11 protein-coding genes, 2 rRNA genes and 1 pseudogene are annotated in these 16,838 nt (G+C 43.6%); 8 read left to right on the forward strand and 6 right to left on the reverse strand.

The genetic code is table 11. The features are described 5' to 3' along the window. Positions 1-50 precede the first annotated feature (50 nt). From C825_RS24385 to C825_RS24395, 3 genes and pseudogenes are all read right to left on the reverse strand, one after another. Positions 51-1,250, reverse strand: a complete 1,200-nt coding sequence (locus C825_RS24385) for an alkaline phosphatase family protein (RefSeq protein ID WP_007654297.1) — start codon at positions 1,248-1,250, stop codon at positions 51-53. Between the two features lie 82 nt (positions 1,251-1,332). Beyond that, a complete protein-coding gene (locus tag C825_RS24390) occupies positions 1,333-4,518 on the reverse strand; it encodes a TonB-dependent receptor (RefSeq protein ID WP_010800525.1) in 3,186 nt (1,061 codons plus the stop codon). Positions 4,519-4,630: 112 nt separating this feature from the next. Next, positions 4,631-6,633: pseudogene (locus C825_RS24395) on the reverse strand (tetratricopeptide repeat protein). A gap of 134 nt (positions 6,634-6,767) precedes the next feature. Here C825_RS24395 and C825_RS24400 point away from each other — a divergent pair. Together C825_RS24400 and C825_RS24405 are read left to right on the forward strand one after the other, a co-directional pair. Then, entirely contained in the window at positions 6,768-7,718 is a 951-nt protein-coding gene (locus C825_RS24400; RefSeq protein WP_007654301.1) for an SPFH domain-containing protein, read from the forward strand. A 28-nt stretch (positions 7,719-7,746) separates the two neighbouring features. Next, complete coding sequence (locus tag C825_RS24405; RefSeq protein ID WP_007654302.1) at positions 7,747-7,938, forward strand: type II toxin-antitoxin system antitoxin; 192 nt, start codon at positions 7,747-7,749, stop codon at positions 7,936-7,938. A gap of 43 nt (positions 7,939-7,981) precedes the next feature. Here C825_RS24405 and C825_RS24410 read toward each other — a convergent pair whose 3' ends face one another. Then, positions 7,982-9,004 carry an HU domain-containing protein gene (locus C825_RS24410; RefSeq protein WP_007654303.1) on the reverse strand — a complete coding sequence of 341 codons (1,023 nt, stop codon included), beginning with the start codon at positions 9,002-9,004 and terminating at the stop codon, positions 7,982-7,984. Positions 9,005-9,086: 82 nt separating this feature from the next. Here C825_RS24410 and cbiB point away from each other — a divergent pair, with 82 nt between their 5' ends. From cbiB to cobC, 6 genes are read left to right on the forward strand one after another with little or no spacing between them, the layout of a single operon-like run. Then, positions 9,087-10,037 (forward strand): adenosylcobinamide-phosphate synthase CbiB, encoded by a 951-nt coding sequence (cbiB, locus tag C825_RS24415; protein ID WP_007654305.1) that lies wholly within the window; start codon positions 9,087-9,089, stop codon positions 10,035-10,037. A 16-nt stretch (positions 10,038-10,053) separates the two neighbouring features. Beyond that, positions 10,054-10,647: a S4 domain-containing protein gene (locus C825_RS24420; protein ID WP_007654307.1), complete on the forward strand. Its 594-nt coding sequence runs from the start codon at positions 10,054-10,056 to the stop codon at positions 10,645-10,647. A 4-nt stretch (positions 10,648-10,651) separates the two neighbouring features. Next, the gene (locus C825_RS24425; RefSeq protein ID WP_010800527.1) at positions 10,652-11,170 is read left to right on the forward strand and encodes a bifunctional adenosylcobinamide kinase/adenosylcobinamide-phosphate guanylyltransferase; all 519 of its coding nucleotides are present in this window, start codon (positions 10,652-10,654) and stop codon (positions 11,168-11,170) included. Between the two features lie 15 nt (positions 11,171-11,185). Beyond that, on the forward strand, positions 11,186-12,223 hold the full coding sequence (cobT, locus tag C825_RS24430; RefSeq protein WP_010800528.1) for a nicotinate-nucleotide--dimethylbenzimidazole phosphoribosyltransferase: 1,038 nt from the start codon (positions 11,186-11,188) through the stop codon (positions 12,221-12,223). 32 nt (positions 12,224-12,255) lie between these two features. After that, positions 12,256-13,008 carry an adenosylcobinamide-GDP ribazoletransferase gene (locus tag C825_RS24435; protein ID WP_010800529.1) on the forward strand — a complete coding sequence of 251 codons (753 nt, stop codon included), beginning with the start codon at positions 12,256-12,258 and terminating at the stop codon, positions 13,006-13,008. Positions 13,009-13,018: 10 nt separating this feature from the next. After that, the gene (gene cobC / locus C825_RS24440) at positions 13,019-13,552 is read left to right on the forward strand and encodes an alpha-ribazole phosphatase (protein WP_007654315.1); all 534 of its coding nucleotides are present in this window, start codon (positions 13,019-13,021) and stop codon (positions 13,550-13,552) included. A 98-nt stretch (positions 13,553-13,650) separates the two neighbouring features. Here the strand turns inward: cobC and rrf are convergent. Then, positions 13,651-13,761, reverse strand: a 5S ribosomal RNA gene (rrf, locus tag C825_RS24445). A 104-nt stretch (positions 13,762-13,865) separates the two neighbouring features. Next, a 23S ribosomal RNA gene (locus tag C825_RS24450) occupies positions 13,866-16,744 on the reverse strand. Between the last annotated feature and the right edge of the window lie 94 nt (positions 16,745-16,838).

The raw sequence follows: 16,838 nt of genomic DNA on the forward strand, positions 1-16,838 counted from the left end.
ATACCCTTTGATATTAAAAAAGCGACCTTCAACAGATCGCTTTTTTATTTTTACCGGAATAAAGTATTTACAACCACACTATCACCGTCATTCGGAGCGGGCTCCAAATTCAACAACCGGGATATGATCAGATAAAGATTTACATTTGCCATGACAGGCAATTCGACATTCTCTTTAAATGAAGGACCTGCCGCATAAAATATAGCTTCCATCTCCGGTGAAAAATTATCATAACCATGAGTTGCACCCGGATAAGGATAGGATTTATCACGGAAATGCAGGTAAGTTCCGATATTGGGAAGCACAACCAAATCACCTATACGGGGATTATTCCCATAAACATATTCAGCAGGAATTTCCTCTTTCTTCCAAACCGTCACATTCGGAACCTTTTTCAGGATATTGTATGCGGTCTCGGTATAACCATTCTTCGGATAAAGCAAAGTCGGGACACCGTCAAAAATATAATCAAAACTGTCACGTGGCAAATAGTCGTTCAGATTGACATATTTCTCAGGCGTATAAGTAGCCATTCCGTGATCGGACAGAACTATAAAATCTATTTTATCGAAAATATCCAGCTTGCGGGCCTCGTTAAAGAAATGGTTCAATACACGGTCCAGCTCCTCTACTTTCTCTAAAGTTGCCGAAGAGTCAGGCGTACAGATATGACCGATCGCATCCGGCTCTTCGATATACCACATAACCAGATGAGGACGTATATCCTCCGGTAGCTGCAACCAGGCTACTACAGAATCGGCGCGGTCCGAATAAGGGACCTTTTTATCAAAAGGTTTCCAGATGGAAGGCTGGCGGCCCTGGATCGGATACTCACTGCCCACCCAGAAGAAAGAGGCTGCATGCACTCCCTGCTTCTCTGCCGTATTCCAGATCGGTTCCCCTCCATAAAAGCCGGGAGTGGGGTCCGCCATACGGTAAATACTATCCAAGTCGGAGGCATAAAAGAAATTATTAACCAGGCCGTGATGATCCGGGTGCAAACCGGTTGCCATACTGTAATGGTTCGGAAATGTTACGCTGGGAAAAGAAGGACGGAAAGCGGCACGAATCCCGACTTTCGCCAAAGAATCCAATGTCGGGGTATAAGCACGATCGGGATAATCGGAACGGAATCCATCCATGGAAAGAACGACCACATAACGGTCATGGCGTTTCGATGACGAACAGCCGGAAAAAAGTATACCAGCCAGAACGATACATCCTATAAATAAACTTACATATCTTTTCATATACAATCACCTCAAAAAGAAAGAGGTCCACAAAGATAGTGAACCTCTCCCGATTATTTTATTCAAATTGTTAAATACACGGCTAGAAAATATATTTCAATCCAACCTGGGCATGCCAGCGGGAAGTGATATTTGTATTAGTATACATTTCTCCCGGATCATAGAACTGGTAAGTTGCTCCATTTGTCCCAATCTTAGTTGTAAGAGGAGTCAAATCATAACCTGAATTAGTTTGATAATACATACCCCACTTTTTATTCAATAAATTGCCAACATTGATAATATCAAAATTAAGCTGGATTGTATTTCTTTGTCCTGCGATATCAACAAAAAAGTCCTGAGCAAAATGGAAATCAAAATGATGCTCAAATGGCAAAGTCATTTGATTACGTTTAATATGTGTTCCTTGGGATTTGCGAAGTTCACCATTTCCTTCAATCCATTTTATTAAAGCATCCTTTTGTTCTGCAGCAGTAACAGTATTATTGTTAGAATGAATATCAGTAAATACCATCTTCTCCAGTTCTGCATCTGTAGGCACATACATCAAATCATTACGATATCCATCTTTATTCAGATCCGTATAATCCAAAAGGGAATATCTGCCACCTGTCTGCCCATTATAAAACAAGCTGACTGTTGTTGCAAAATGTTTTGCATATTCCTTACGGTAAGATACAGAACCGATCACACGGTTACGGACATCAAACATCGACCATGTCAATTCTGGATTCATATCACCGTAATATGTTGCATTATATTTCCAACCGGAATAGGCTTGTGAAGAATTTCCGTCATTCAATGATTTTGCTTGCCCATATGTATAAGCGATCATTGCATTCAAACCGAAGTCAAATGATTTTTCCAGTTTTGTCGTAATATTAAAAGTATAACCTTTGCTTGTGTTTTTCAACAGCATGACCTGAGTGAAATGATTGTCCTGCTTTTCATAAACAGGACGGTCATCTCCTCCGTTGTTCAAAGTCTCGCCTTTCCACTGATAATTAATATTTTCGTATAAAATATTATTCAGAGTCTTGGAGTAAAGTCCCTCCAATGTTCCTCTGATACCAAATGGAAGCATTTGTTCCACAGCTAAATTTGCACGGAAAACAGAAGGGAAACGGAAGTTTTTAGCCATTACATCGACTTCCGATGTAGGCACTTTTGCATTAGGATCTTTATATTGCTTGTTCGGATCAATATTAAACTTAAAATCTGAAGGATAGTTGCCCAAACTGGAAGAATAAGCGGTGCGAACCATCTCAACTCCTGCATTTCCAAAACTATTTGAAATCCAAACAAATGGAACACGGCCTGTAAATATACCAGCCCCACCACGCAATAAAGTTGTCCGGTCTTCATTTAAGCTCCAACGGAAACCAACACGGGGAGACCACAGTACTTTGGTTGTAGGCATTTGGTCTGTTGCCAACCCCATACTCGTCGCTACAGTCGAGCTATTAAACACCTCATTCGCTCTAGGCTTATCAAATAATAAAGGAATATCCAGACGTAACCCGTAAGTCATACTAAAACGATTCGTAACTTTCCATTCATCCTGAGCATAAAAACCAAGCTGGGCAGCGCCAAACACTGGTGCCCAACGATCTGTTCCTGTTATTTTTTCATTAGAGTAGGAGTATTCATATGAATTCGGTAATACCTCATTTGCTGTTCCTACAGTCAAAAAATCATCTAACGAATTATAAACATAAGAACCATAAATATTAGTGATATACAGATTTTTCATATGGAAGAACTCATTATGGGTTCCCAATGTTATCGTATGATTTCCTTTATTCCATATCAGGTTGTCCTCCAGTGTAAAAATATCCTGGTCCAAAGCATTGGCGGCTGAATTTCGTTCTGTACCTAATTCCAAGCTTGATTTCTTGGTAGGATCACCATTATTTATCAAATTATTAATCGTTATATTTGGAAGAGGTTGTCCGATTGGATCACGATAATCCCTAACATAAGTCCAACCAAACCTGAACTCATTCGACCAGGAAGGGGTAAACTGTGTATTCAATTCGGATACCAGCGAATGCGTTTTGTTATTCATAAAATAACCGTTATCATTCAGTTTTGCAGAAGAGACAGAATTTGAAAATACCATTTTTCGCCCGTCCAGAAAGCTATAACGAACAGTAAATTTATTCTGTTCATTGATGTTCCAATCCAAACGGGTAAGAATTTTATTAGAGTACGTATCAATATCCTGTGGTCCATAACCACCTGCATTATAACCTCCTGTCAACTGGGATATTTTATTAACGATTTGGTCTACTTCTTTCACATCCAGATTAGACTCAGTCGAACCGATATTATTAGAAGACGGGTATGTTTCCTTTACCCGTTCATAGTTTGCAAAGAAGAACAATTTATCCTTTACAATCGGCCCACCTAACGTAAAACCATACGTTGCGCTGCTCTGATCACCTAACTTCTTACGTTCTTTTGCATCCTTTCCCGGAGTCTTCCCATAAAAATTCTCATTATTATAATACCAATAAGCAGAACCATGGAATGTATTCGTACCGGATTTTGTAATTGCATTTATACCTCCCCCGGTAAAACCTCCCTGACGGACATCATACGGCGCTATTACTACTTGAATTTCTTCAATCGCTTCAAGAGAAATCGGGTTGGCACCAGCTTGTCCGCCATTCGTTCCACTAGACGAAAGACCAAACACATCATTGTTTGTAATACCATCAATTTGGAATGAATTATATTTGTTACTCGAACCTGCAAAAGACATGCCACTAGCGGTATTCACTCCTAATGGATTCATCTTTGTCACATCAAAAATACTACGGCTGACAGAAGGAGTCGCCTGAATTTGCGATTGATTGAAGTTTTGTGCCGCCCCGGTCTTCTGAGAATTAAACAAGGCTGCCTTCGATGCCGTGACAACCACTTCATCCAACGATAATGATTCTGTCAACTTTACATCCAACAAATAAGTTTCACCTAATTGAAGTGTAATACTTTTATATACCGCTTTCTGAAAGCCGACATAAGACACCTCAACGGTATAAGGACCGCCGGTACGCATCCCCTGCAGACTGTAACGTCCATCCGCATTAGTAACAGTTCCATACGTAGTACCGGAAGGCTCATGAACAGCCTGTACTGTTGCGCCGATCAGAAGTTCGCCTTCCGCCGTCACTTTTCCACTGATCCCAGAAGTGGTAACCTGGCCATTCAACGTGAATGTCAGACAAAAAAGAAAAAGAACAAACACAGATAAGTTCTTCATACTAGATAATATTAAAATTAAAACAATCGAAACACTTTTTATACAACGCCACAAAGATATATAATCTATGTTACCAACGCATTACGAATATGCTTGATTTTTATGGACTTTCTTAAATATTTCGATTTTCCCGCAAACTATCGGCTATATCCTGATGCTGCTGAGCAAGTTCTTCCTCCCCGACAAAACGATAAGCTTCAGCCAGATACTCGTGTGCTGATGCGTGTTTGGGCTTAATGGAAACGGCTTTTTGGAGATCAGCGACCGCCTCCTCATAATATTTCATGCGTAGATAACATTTTCCACGATTATAACGGGCCTTAAATGAAAGGGGCTCAGTTTGACAGCTTCATTCAATGCCACTTGGGCATCGTATGTTTCGCCAATATCCAGCAGCGTGACACCTTTGCGCACCCAGGCATCCACATACTCAGGATACAGTTTCAAGGCTTTATCGAATGAGCGGAGAGCAGCATTCGGATCATTGGCTTTGGTTACACATTCATTTCCCATCAAATAATATTCATGGGCATATTCTTTCAGGATTTCACGTTGCGCGTAAAGTTCTTCTTTTAGTTTCTTGATTTCCTGGCGTTGCGTATTCATACGCTGAAGTTTGGAACGGAGCAGGCGCTGCACCAGCGGTTTGTCCATTTCGTTTCGTTTCCCTATTGCAAGAGCAAAAGACTCCACGGCATCCTTCATATTCCCACGGTTAAAATCATGGGCAGCACGGGCATATAAAAGTTCCGCCTCACTTTCCCGAAGGCTCTTTTCAATCAGTTCCTTACTATTGAAGATCTGGCTGAACTGAACAATTTCTTTACGTACAAAAATATCGTGAGGAGTCACTTTACTCTTCAGAACCAGTCCTTCGAGGGATGTGCAACGGCTTAGTGCCACGTATGTCTGACCGCCGGCAAAGACACCTCCGGTCAAATCCACGACAACCCGGTTAAACGTAAGTCCCTGGCTTTTATGCACGGTAATTGCCCAGGCAAGACGGATCGGCAATTGTTCGAAAGTACCGACAATCTCCTCCTCTATCCGTTTTTCCTTTTCGTTATACTTATATTTATAATTACGCCACGAAGTAGGTTCCACCAGATGTTCGATTCCGTTTTCCAACAGGACATATACATTCCCGTTCTCATCGATACCCGAAATCATACCGATAGTTCCGTTCACCCACCGACGTTCATAATCATTATCAATAAAAATCACCTGTGCCTGTTCCTTGATTGCCAGATTCAATTGTGTTGGCAAAGATGATTCGGGAAAATCACCATCTATACGCCCTGCGGAAATAAACTCTTCACCAGGCAATTCCGACAACTTCTTTTCATTGATGAAGTCTACCTGATCGCGCCGGGTAGCAAGTGTAATGTACATATCTTCGTTATTCGGCTCAAATTCAGGAAAATAACGGGTATTCAAAATTTCCAGCTCCTGTCTTCTTGCCGCATTGCTCCGTATTCGGTCCAATATATTAATAAATACGGGATCGGTCTGGCGATAAACTTTCTGCAACTCAATAGGCACCAGGTTGATCGACTTGAAAACCCTGGCTGAAAAAAAGAACGGACTGGCATAGAAAAGACTGAGTATCTCTTTCTGGTCAGACGGCACAACCGGCTCCAACTGAAACACGTCTCCGACAAACAATAACTGTTTTCCTCCAAACGGCAAACGCATATTTCCTGAAAAAACACGTAAAATACGATCTACACAGTCGATAATATCCGCCCGCACCATCGAAATTTCATCAATAATGATCAGCTCGACCTCCGATATTATTTTCCGGTGCTCTTTCCGGTATTTGAAAAATTCAAAGATCCGCCCGTCTTTCAGGCTTAAATCTGGATCATCCGGTAACATCGGACGGAACGGCAGTTTGAAGAAAGAATGCAAAGTCACCCCTTCAGCATTAATAGCCGCGATACCAGTCGGAGCCAATACGACATATTTCTTTTTGGTATGCGAACAAATATATTTGAGAAAAGTGGATTTGCCCGTCCCCGCTTTCCCTGTCAGGAAAACAGACTGGCGGGTATGGGTAATCAGTTGCAGGGCATCCTGAAATTCCTTGTTGTCCGTATCTAGTTGAAATTCCAATCGTGTAAATTTTGAGTAGACAAAGCTAAATAATATTTTAAATATCCCCTTATAAAAAGAGTATATTTTATTTGGTCATGTGCAGGAAATTGTTTTCATTTGTGATATCAAAATAATATCAAATACAAATTATTATGAAAGCAGAAGAACACAATTTTAAAGGACTAATAATCAATGGATTCATTGGTCTATTTATCAATCTCATTCTAATACCATTATTCATTGTATTAGTTCTCTATTTTTATGGAGAGACAAACTATATCTGTGCTCCACTGACAATAGTGTTGTTCATAGCATTCATCCTAATGCTTCCCGGATATATTTCCCAGGAGCCGAACGAGACCCGGGTCATGGTATTTTTTGGAAAATACGAAGGCACATTCACGCAAACAGGGTTTTATTGGGTAAATCCATTCATGAACAAAAAGAAACTTTCTTTGCGTGCCCGCAATCTGGATGTTGAGCCAATCAAAGTAAACGACAAAATCGGCAATCCGATCCTGATAGGACTTGTGCTGGTTTGGAAACTGAAAGATACTTACAAAGCGATGTTTGAAATCGATGCACAAACGATGGCTAATAATAAAAAGAATGGTCAGGCAGGTGTAACAGTAGCCGAACGGATGAATGCTTTCGAAGATTTTGTCCGTGTACAAAGCGATGCCGCTCTCCGACAAGTAGCCGGGCAATATGCTTACGACAACAACGAACAGGAAACCAACAAGCTGACCCTTCGAAGCGGAGGTGAAGAAATAAACGAACAGCTGGAACATCAACTGAATGAACGTTTGGCGATGGCTGGCATGGAGATAGTGGAAGCTCGTATTAATTATTTGGCTTATGCCCCGGAAATTGCTGCTGTCATGCTACGGCGCCAACAAGCTGATGCCATTATCTCTGCCCGCGAAAAGATCGTTGAAGGAGCCGTCTCGATGGTAAAAATGGCATTAGACAAATTATCGGAAGAAGAAATCGTCGAACTCGATGACGAAAAAAGGGCGGCAATGGTAAGCAACTTATTAGTCGTACTATGCGCAGACGAGCCGGCCCAGCCGATTATCAACACAGGTACATTATACCAATGATTCTAAATTTTTAATATTAATATAAGTGATGGCCAAAAAAGAGAATGCAACCAAAAATTTTGTTCTGCGGATCGATGCGGAGATGATGGATGCTATCGAAACCTGGGCTGCGGATGAATTCCGCAGCACCAATGGCCAGATACAGTACATTCTGGATCAGGCACTACGAAAGGCAGGCCGGTTAAAAAAGAAAAAGCAATCCAAGCAGGAAGATGAATAAAAGGAATTCGTATAAAATGAAATCAATACAAGAAGGGAGTTAATTATCGGCTGATAAACAACCAGGCATCTTTATATTTCTCATTCGTACGCAAAGTAGCCATATAGCTTTCAGCCTGCTCACGATTATCAAATCTATCGGCATAGATACGGTACTTACCATCACGAACAACTTTACTCACATGCTTGCAATCTTTACGATCTACCCCGGCAATATATTTATCAGCTTGTTCTTCCGTAGGAAAACTGGCTATCACGATATGATACATTTTCTGATTCGGCTTACTGACCGCCGGTTTGGGAGCGACCTCCTGCTTTTTCACTTTCGGGGTTGGTGCAACAGCTATCGCATCGTTTTTCACCTCCGGCGCCTTGGTTTCAGGAGCCACAGTCTCAACCGGTGCGCTCATTTCCTCCGTTTTCATTTCTGGCGCATTTCTAGCAACCATTTCCGTCGGAACAAAACTGGCAGTATAAGCAGCCTGGTTCACATCTTCCACCGGAGTTGAAACCAATAAGAATAAAGCGACAGCAGCAGCCGAAGCAGCTACTACGCGGAGAAACTTCCGGCTGACCGGTATATATAATGTATCTTTTTTCTTCTTTCCGGTAAGCAATGCTACCTCTTCACGCGCAGCCAAAACAGGTTTAAGCTGTGGAAAATTAAAAGCCGCCAATCCATATGAACAGACACTGAATGCATCCGATTCTCCCGGATGGAAAATCATCTGGCCTTCCTGTCCCAGACTGAAAGAACCTAACAGACCAAAGGATAATCTCTTTTCTTCCTGCAAAGCTGCTTTCATATCGTCGACATCTTCCTCCAGCATCAATTGTGCCTTCCGGTAATTAACACCATACATTTGCATGTATGACTCTGAAAGTAACCCGTCGTTATGTTGCAGTGTGATATTAAAAACGATTTCTTTGCGTTGCGGACTGAACAAATGTTCCTCTCCGTTGCATACGGCAGAAACTGTTTGCAGTACAAAACCTCCAAATTTCGGTACAATCACACAGTCATGTACCAGTAATAATCGTTCTATATGTGTTATTATCCTAAGCATAAGACAAAGGTAGATATTTATTAGTGAATTTACAAAACAAAAAACGGTACAATTTTCTACCTTTGTCTCTCAAACAAATAATATGTACTGGTTAACTCAATCGATATATTCATTCAAGGTAATCCCCTTTCTGGGCGGATGGCTGGCAGACCGCCTGTTAGGTGATCCGGAAGGCTGGTCCCACCCCATCGTCTGGTTCGGCAAACTCATTTCTTTCGGAGAGAAAAAACTGAATCAGGGTGAGAACCGTTTCTATAACGGAGGTCTGTTGACACTAATCCTTGTAGCAGGCATTTACTTTATAACCCGGCTAATCCTTTTCTGGGGAGCATTTATAAATACTTATTTATACGCAATTCTTGTCGGAGTAGGTGTATTCTATTGCCTTGCCGGAAAAACATTGATTACGGAAGTAAAAGCCGTTTTTGAAGCAGTAGACCGTAGTGTGGAAGAAGGACGGACACAAGTCGGACGCATCGTCGGACGTGACACCTCCGATCTATCCCCACAGGAAATCAGGGCCGCCGCCCTTGAAACTTTGGCGGAAAACCTGAGTGACGGAGTGATCGCCCCGATGTTCTGGTTTGGCTTTTTAGGATTGCCCGGAATGATGGCTTATAAAATGATTAATACACTCGACTCGATGATCGGCTATAAAAACGAGCGATACAAAGAATTCGGAGAAGCTGCCGCCCGGTTGGACGACGTTGCCAACTACATACCTGCCCGGCTGACAGCTTGCCTGATGTTACTGGTTTCCGGAAACTGGCACAAAAGAGATTTTCTGACACGTTTCGGTAGGGCACATCTCAGTCCCAATTCAGGTTATCCGGAAGCAGCATTGGCAGCCATCCTCGATTGTCGTTTCGGGGGTACACACGATTACTTCGGTCAAGCAGTGGAAAAGCCTTATATCGGAGTCAACGACAGGCCTTTTACAACAGAAGATATGTTAATAGCAACTAAAATAAACAGCAATACAGAACTAGCCATGGGATTGCTTGTTTGTCTTCTATCAATATTATTACAATAAAGAAAATTATACAGACATGGAAATAAGACTAAACAAATTGCTCAGTGACGCAGGACTTTGCTCGCGCCGGGAAGCAGACAAGTTCATCGAAATGGGGCGGGTTACCGTCAACGGAAAACAGCCGGAAGTCGGCCAGAAAGTTAGCAAAGCTGATATCGTCATGCTTGATGATATTAAAGTTAATTTCAGCCAGGCTCAGGAGCATGCACGCACCGGTTCCGGTAAAACTCAAAATCTGATCTTCGGCGACCCTGTTGCCAAAGTGGAGAAAAAAGAAAAGAAAGTGGAAGACAGTGCGCCTGTTGAAAAAAAGAAACCTTCCGGTTCCGGCAGTAAGCTGAGACCTGGTAAATATGTCAAATACAACAAATATGCTGCTGCCAGAAAAGCGGCTAAAAGTGGAGAAAAACCGAAAGACAAACTGACTCCGGAAGAAAAGGCACTCAAAGATGCCATGCGTCCGAAGTTCGGTAAATCTTTGGGAAAAGCAGCCGTTGCGCAACGCCTTGCCGCTTCTCCCAAATCTGCCAGTTTACGAAAAACGAGTAAAAACAATCCGATAAACAAAGGAAAACGAGTTGCTACCCGCAACAAGCCTAAAGGAGAATAATACGATGCCGCACAAACATATCGTACTTATTACAGGAGGTCAACGTTCCGGCAAAAGCGGATATGCACAAAAGTTAGCCTTATCATTGAGCACTAACCCGGTTTACCTGGCGACTTCGCGTGTATGGGATGAAGAATTCCGTCAACGGGTTCTCCGTCACCAGGCAGACCGTGGTCCGGAATGGACAAATATAGAAGAAGAAAAATACCTGAGCCATCATAATCTGAATGGCCGGGTAGTCGTTATAGATTGTGTCACGTTATGGGGCACAAACTTTTTTTTCGACAATGACAGTAATGTCGAAAAATCATTGACAGAACTGAAAGAAGAATTCAACCGGCTGACCCAACAGGAGGCTTATTTTATATTCGTGACCAATGAAATTGGGCTAGGCGGAGTCTCGCCAGATCCGGTTCAACGCAAATTCACGGACCTGCAAGGGTGGCTGAACCAACATATAGCCTCCCGAGCCGACGAAGTCGTACTGATGGTAAGCGGAATACCCATGAAAATAAAAGGATAACAAAATAACAATACAATGATTACTTTTAATATTGAAAAACCAGATGCTGCTATCGCAGAAACATTACAGGAAAAAATAAACAATCTGACAAAACCTAAAGGTTCATTAGGTAGATTAGAAGAATTAGCTCTTCAGATCGGTTTGATCCAGCAGACACTTACCCCTTCCCTACATCATCCGGTCAATGTCATTTATGCCTCCGACCACGGTATTGCAAATGAAGGAGTAAGTAAATCACCCAAAGAAGTCACCCGCCAGGTAATTCACAATTTCCTGAACGGCGGAGCCGGTGTTTGTTTTCTTGCCCGCCAGCATGGCATCGAACTGAAGATTGTTGATGGTGGCGTAGATTTCGACTTTCCTTCCATTCCACAACTAATCGACCGGAAAATCAGGAAAGGGACCCGTAATTTCCTCCATGAAGCAGCAATGACACAGGAAGAAATGGAATTGGCACTACAATACGGAGCTGAAATTGTGAGTGATTGCCATAAGGAAGGATGCAACGTCATCAGCTTTGGCGAAATGGGAATAGGTAACACGGCAGCTTCCAGCATGTGGATGACCTGCCTGACAGGTATTCCATTGATAGAATGTGTCGGTGCAGGAAGCGGATTAGACAGTATAGGCGTACAACATAAATATAATGTGTTGAAAGCATCGCTTGAAAACTATAAAGGAGATAATAGCCCATTAGATGTGATCCGTTATTTCGGAGGATACGAAATGGTCATGGCTGTCGGTGGAATGCTCCGGGCAGCAGAACTCAAAATGATCATACTTGTCGACGGGTTTATCATGACCAACTGTGTTCTGGCAGCTTCCCGGTTATATCCTGAAATGTTACCTTATTGCATATTCGGTCATTGCGGAGACGAAGCCGGACACCGGAAAGTACTGGATGTATTGCAGGTAAACCCGATTCTAAACCTGGGACTGCGTTTGGGAGAAGGTTCCGGTTCCGTGTGTGCTTATCCGATCGTAGACTCGGCCGTACGCATGATCAACGAGATGCATACTTTCCAACAGGCGGCTGTGACAAAATATTTTTAACCGGATGGTATCCATTCCTAACATTTAAATATATGTTGCGTATACTGACTGCATTCATATTCTTTACACGTCTGCCTTTTTGGAAACTGGCTGAAGTACCTGCCGAATATTTTAAAAATATAGTGAGCCGGTGGGCTTTAGTCGGCTGGTTTACTGCCGGGCTGATGGTGATTGTACTATATGCAGGCTCACTTGTTCTGCCTTCCGGAGTTGCTTTAGCCCTGGCTATGATCACCCGTTTATTAATCACAGGCTGTCTCCACGAAGACGGCCTGGCTGATTTTTTTGACGGATTCGGAGGAGGCACAAACCGGGAACGGATATTGGCTATTATGAAAGACTCGCATATAGGAAGTTATGGAGTCATTGGTTTGATCTGCTATTTTGGCCTGTATTATTTGTTGCTCAGCAATCTCCCGGTCGAACTGGCAGGTTGTGCCATCCTTGCAGGTGATCCTTATAGCAAAGGTATTGCAGGTATGATCATCAATCGCCTCCCATATGCCCGAAAAGAGGAAGAAGCAAAAAGTAAAACAGTTTATAGCCGGATGACAACCGGAGAATATCTGTTCAGTCTGATTTGTCTGTTACTGCCTCTGTGCTGGTTGCCTGAACCCGTATATTTTCTGGCAGGTCTCCTACCCGTTGCTACCTGGTACCTATTGACTACTTTTATGAAAAAGAAAATACAAGGATATACCGGTGACTGCTGCGGAGCTACATTTCTATTATGCGAATTAAGCTTTTATCTGGGTATAGCTGTTATATATACAACAACACTTTAGTTATTTACATATGAATATCTATTTAATCAGACATACGTCTGTCGACGTTCCCGCAGGTTATGCTTACGGACAAACCGACGTACTACTGCGCCCATCTTTTGAGGAAGAAGCCGAAAAAGTAAAAGAATCATTATCCGGACTTACTTTTGACAAAGTCTGGTGTAGTCCGTTAACCCGCTGTGTAAGGTTAGCCTCCTATTGCGGTTATCCGGATGCCATTCGGGAAGATCGCGTAAAAGAATTGAATTTTGGGGAATGGGAAATGATATCCTGGGAAGACTTATCCTCCGACCCACGTTCCGAAGCCTGGTTTGCAGACTGGATCAATATCAGAACACCAAACGGAGAATCGTTAAAAGACCAATACGACCGCGTCAGTTCATTTCTTGATGAGATCAGAAAAAGCGGAATGCAAGATGTCTGTATATTTGCCCATGGAGGTGTTTTAACTTGTGCGCGTGTTTATGCGGGAGAATATGGAATAGAGGAAGCCTTTAAAAACGTGCCATCCTACGGAGAAATAATAAAGCTGAGTTTCGACTGAGCTTTATTATCTTATTTGACATTTATTATTTCTATTTGAACCGTCATTTACATAAAACAAAAAGGAGTCCACTCTATCGAATGAACTCCTTTTATCTAAAACGGCGGCTATCTACTCTCCCACTTTTACGCAGTACCATCGACGTGGTTGGGCTTAACTTCTCTGTTCGGAATGGGAAGAGGTGGATCCCCAACGCTATAACCACCTTAATACCTTTTAAGATGTTTGACCTGGACAACGCTACTCTTTCAGTAACCTTCGCTTTGTTAGTATCTCTACTAACCCTGCTGATATATCAATCCTTCCTTCCGGAAATAGAAAGTCTCGGGCTATTAGTACTACTCGGCTTCGACATTACTGCCCTTACACCTGTAGCCTATCAACGTCGTAGTCTACAACGACCCTCAGGGAGATCTTATCTTGAGGCTGGCTTCGTACTTAGATGCTTTCAGCACTTATCCAATCCAGACTTAGATACCCGGCGGTGCACCTGGCGGTACAACCGGTAAACCAGAGGTCTGTCCAACACGGTCCTCTCGTACTAGTGTCAGAGCCACTCAAATCTCCTACGCCCACGATAGATAGAGACCGAACTGTCTCACGACGTTCTGAACCCAGCTCGCGTGCCACTTTAATGGGCGAACAGCCCAACCCTTGGGACCTTCTCCAGCCCCAGGATGTGACGAGCCGACATCGAGGTGCCAAACCGCTCCGTCGATATGAGCTCTTGGGAGCGATCAGCCTGTTATCCCCGGAGTACCTTTTATCCTTTGAGCGATGGCCCTTCCATGCGGAACCACCGGATCACTATGCTCTAGTTTCCTACCTGATCGAGTTGTATCTCTCCCAGTCAAGCACCCTTATGCCATTACACTCTACGACCGGTTACCAATCGGTCTGAGGGTACCTTTAGAAGCCTCCGTTACTCTTTTGGAGGCGACCACCCCAGTCAAACTACCCACCATACAGTGTCCTCGTTTCCACGAGTTAGAACTCAAACAACCAAAGGGCCGTATTTCAACGGCGACTCCACCGACACTGGCGTGCCTGCTTCGCAGTCTCCGGCCTATCCTACACATTAGTTGCCCAAATTCAATGTAAAGCTATAGTAAAGGTTCACGGGGTCTTTTCGTCCCATCGCGGGTAATCGGCATCTTCACCGATACTACAATTTCACCGAGCTCACGGTTGAGACAGTGTCCAGATCATTACACCATTCGTGCAGGTCGGAACTTACCCGACAAGGAATTTCGCTACCTTAGGACCGTTATAGTTACGGCCGCCGTTTACTGGGGCTTCAATTCAAACCTTCTCTTGCGATGAGCTCTCCTCTTAACCTTCCAGCACCGGGCAGGTGTCAGGCTGTATACTTCATATTTCTATTTCGCACAGCCATGTGTTTTTGTTAAACAGTTGCCTGGACCTATTCTCTGCGCCCCGCCATCGCTGACAGGGACCCTTTATCCCGAAGTTACAGGGTCAATTTGCCTAGTTCCTTAACCGTGAATCACTCGAGCGCCTCAGTATTCTCAACCCAACTACGTGTGTCCGTTTACGGTACGGGTACTCTATAGATATGCTTAGCGGATTTTCTAGGGAGCCTGTTTACATCCATATTGCCTTGTACAAGTACTCGGCATACTCTCAGGTTCGACTCTCACGGCGGATTTGCCTACCGCGATCAACGTCTACACCCTTTAACCAACTATTCCGTCAGTTGGCAGGACTGTCACTTCTCCGTCTCCACATCGCTCTATAAAGTAGTATGGGAATATTAAACCATTCTTCCATCGGAATCGCCGTTCGGCTTATCCTTAGGTCCCGACTTACCCTGATCCGATTAACGTTGATCAGGAAACCTTAGTCTTTCGGCGAGGAAGTTTCTCACTTCCTTTATCGTTACTTATACCTACATTTGCTTTTCCAGCTACTCCAGCAAGGGTTATCCCTCACCTTCAACGCCACTGGAATGCTCCCCTACCATCCATTACTCTGGATCCATAGCTTCGGTAAACAGTTTATGCCCGAGTATTATCCACGCCAAACTCCTCGACTAGTGAGCTGTTACGCACTCTTTAAATGAATGGCTGCTTCCAAGCCAACATCCTAGCTGTCTCTGCAGTCTGACTTCGTTAGTTCAACTTAACTGTTATTTGGGGACCTTAGCTGATGGTCTGGATTCTTCTCCTCTCGGACGCGGACCTTAGCACCCGCGCCCTCACTCCTTATCAATATATAGCACGCATTCGGAGTTTATCTGGACTTGATAGGCGGTGAAGCCCTCGCATCCAATCAGTCGCTCTACCTCATGCTATACTAAATAAAGGCTGCACCTAAATGCATTTCGGGGAGTACGAGCTATCTCCAAGTTTGATTAGCCTTTCACCCCTACCCACAGTTCATCCGAAAGCTTTTCAACGCTTACCGGTTCGGTCCTCCAGTTAGTGTTACCTAACCTTCAACCTGACCATGGGTAGATCACTTGGTTTCGCGTCTACTCCCTCCGACTATGTCGCCCTGTTCAGACTCGCTTTCGCTTCGGCTCCGTATCTGAAATACTTAACCTTGCCGGAGAAAGTAACTCGTAGGTTCATTATGCAAAAGGCACGCCGTCACAACTTACGTTGCTCCGACCGCTTGTAGGCAGACGGGTTCAGGGTCTATTTCACTCCTCTGTTCGAGGTTCTTTTCACCTTTCCCTCACGGTACTGGTTCGCTATCGGTCTCTCGGGAGTATTTAGCCTTACGGGATGGGCCCCGCTAATTCACACAGAATTTCTCGTGCTCCGCGCTACTCAGGATACCACTAGGCTTCGTTAGAAAGTCGTGTACGGGATTTTCACCCTCTACGATCACTTTTTCCAAAGTGTTCCACTTTCCTAAGTTCTTGCCACAGCGTGGTCCTACAACCCCGGTATTGCCTAAACAATACCGGTTTGGGCTCTTCCGCGTTCGCTCGCCACTACTTGCGGAATCATTCTTATTTTCTCCTCCTATGGGTACTTAGATGTTTCAGTTCCCCACGTTCGCCTCCCTTACGGGATGACAGGCCTTCAACCTGCCGGGTTGCCCCATTCGGAAATCTGAGGATCAAAGATTATTTGCATCTCCCCCCAGCTTATCGCAGCTTATCACGTCCTTCGTCGCCTCCGAGAGCCAAGGCATCCACCGTCTGCCCTTGCTTACTTTCTTATTTCCGGTTACCACAGGGGTAAATCGGATTGATATATCTTCAGCTTGCTCTTGTTACTTTATTTTACGTTGTCCATCATGTCAAAGATCTTGT

This window comes from Parabacteroides sp. ASF519 (genome assembly GCF_000364265.2).
GTDB lineage: Bacteria > Bacteroidota > Bacteroidia > Bacteroidales > Tannerellaceae > Parabacteroides > Parabacteroides goldsteinii.

Bases quoted from the DNA above. Each gene is read 5' to 3' on its own strand.
- C825_RS24410 (WP_007654303.1), bottom strand. From the start codon at position 9,004: ATGCTTAGGATAATAACACATATAGAACGATTATTACTGGTACATGAC.
- C825_RS24425 (WP_010800527.1), top strand. From the start codon at position 10,652: ATGCCGCACAAACATATCGTACTTATTACAGGAGGTCAACGTTCCGGC.
- C825_RS24405 (WP_007654302.1), top strand. From the start codon at position 7,747: ATGGCCAAAAAAGAGAATGCAACCAAAAATTTTGTTCTGCGGATCGAT.
- cbiB (WP_007654305.1), top strand. From the start codon at position 9,087: ATGTACTGGTTAACTCAATCGATATATTCATTCAAGGTAATCCCCTTT.
- C825_RS24390 (WP_010800525.1), bottom strand. From the start codon at position 4,518: ATGAAGAACTTATCTGTGTTTGTTCTTTTTCTTTTTTGTCTGACATTC.
- C825_RS24385 (WP_007654297.1), bottom strand. From the start codon at position 1,250: ATGAAAAGATATGTAAGTTTATTTATAGGATGTATCGTTCTGGCTGGT.
- cobT (WP_010800528.1), top strand. From the start codon at position 11,186: ATGATTACTTTTAATATTGAAAAACCAGATGCTGCTATCGCAGAAACA.
- cobC (WP_007654315.1), top strand. From the start codon at position 13,019: ATGAATATCTATTTAATCAGACATACGTCTGTCGACGTTCCCGCAGGT.
- C825_RS24400 (WP_007654301.1), top strand. From the start codon at position 6,768: ATGAAAGCAGAAGAACACAATTTTAAAGGACTAATAATCAATGGATTC.
- C825_RS24435 (WP_010800529.1), top strand. From the start codon at position 12,256: ATGTTGCGTATACTGACTGCATTCATATTCTTTACACGTCTGCCTTTT.
- C825_RS24420 (WP_007654307.1), top strand. From the start codon at position 10,054: ATGGAAATAAGACTAAACAAATTGCTCAGTGACGCAGGACTTTGCTCG.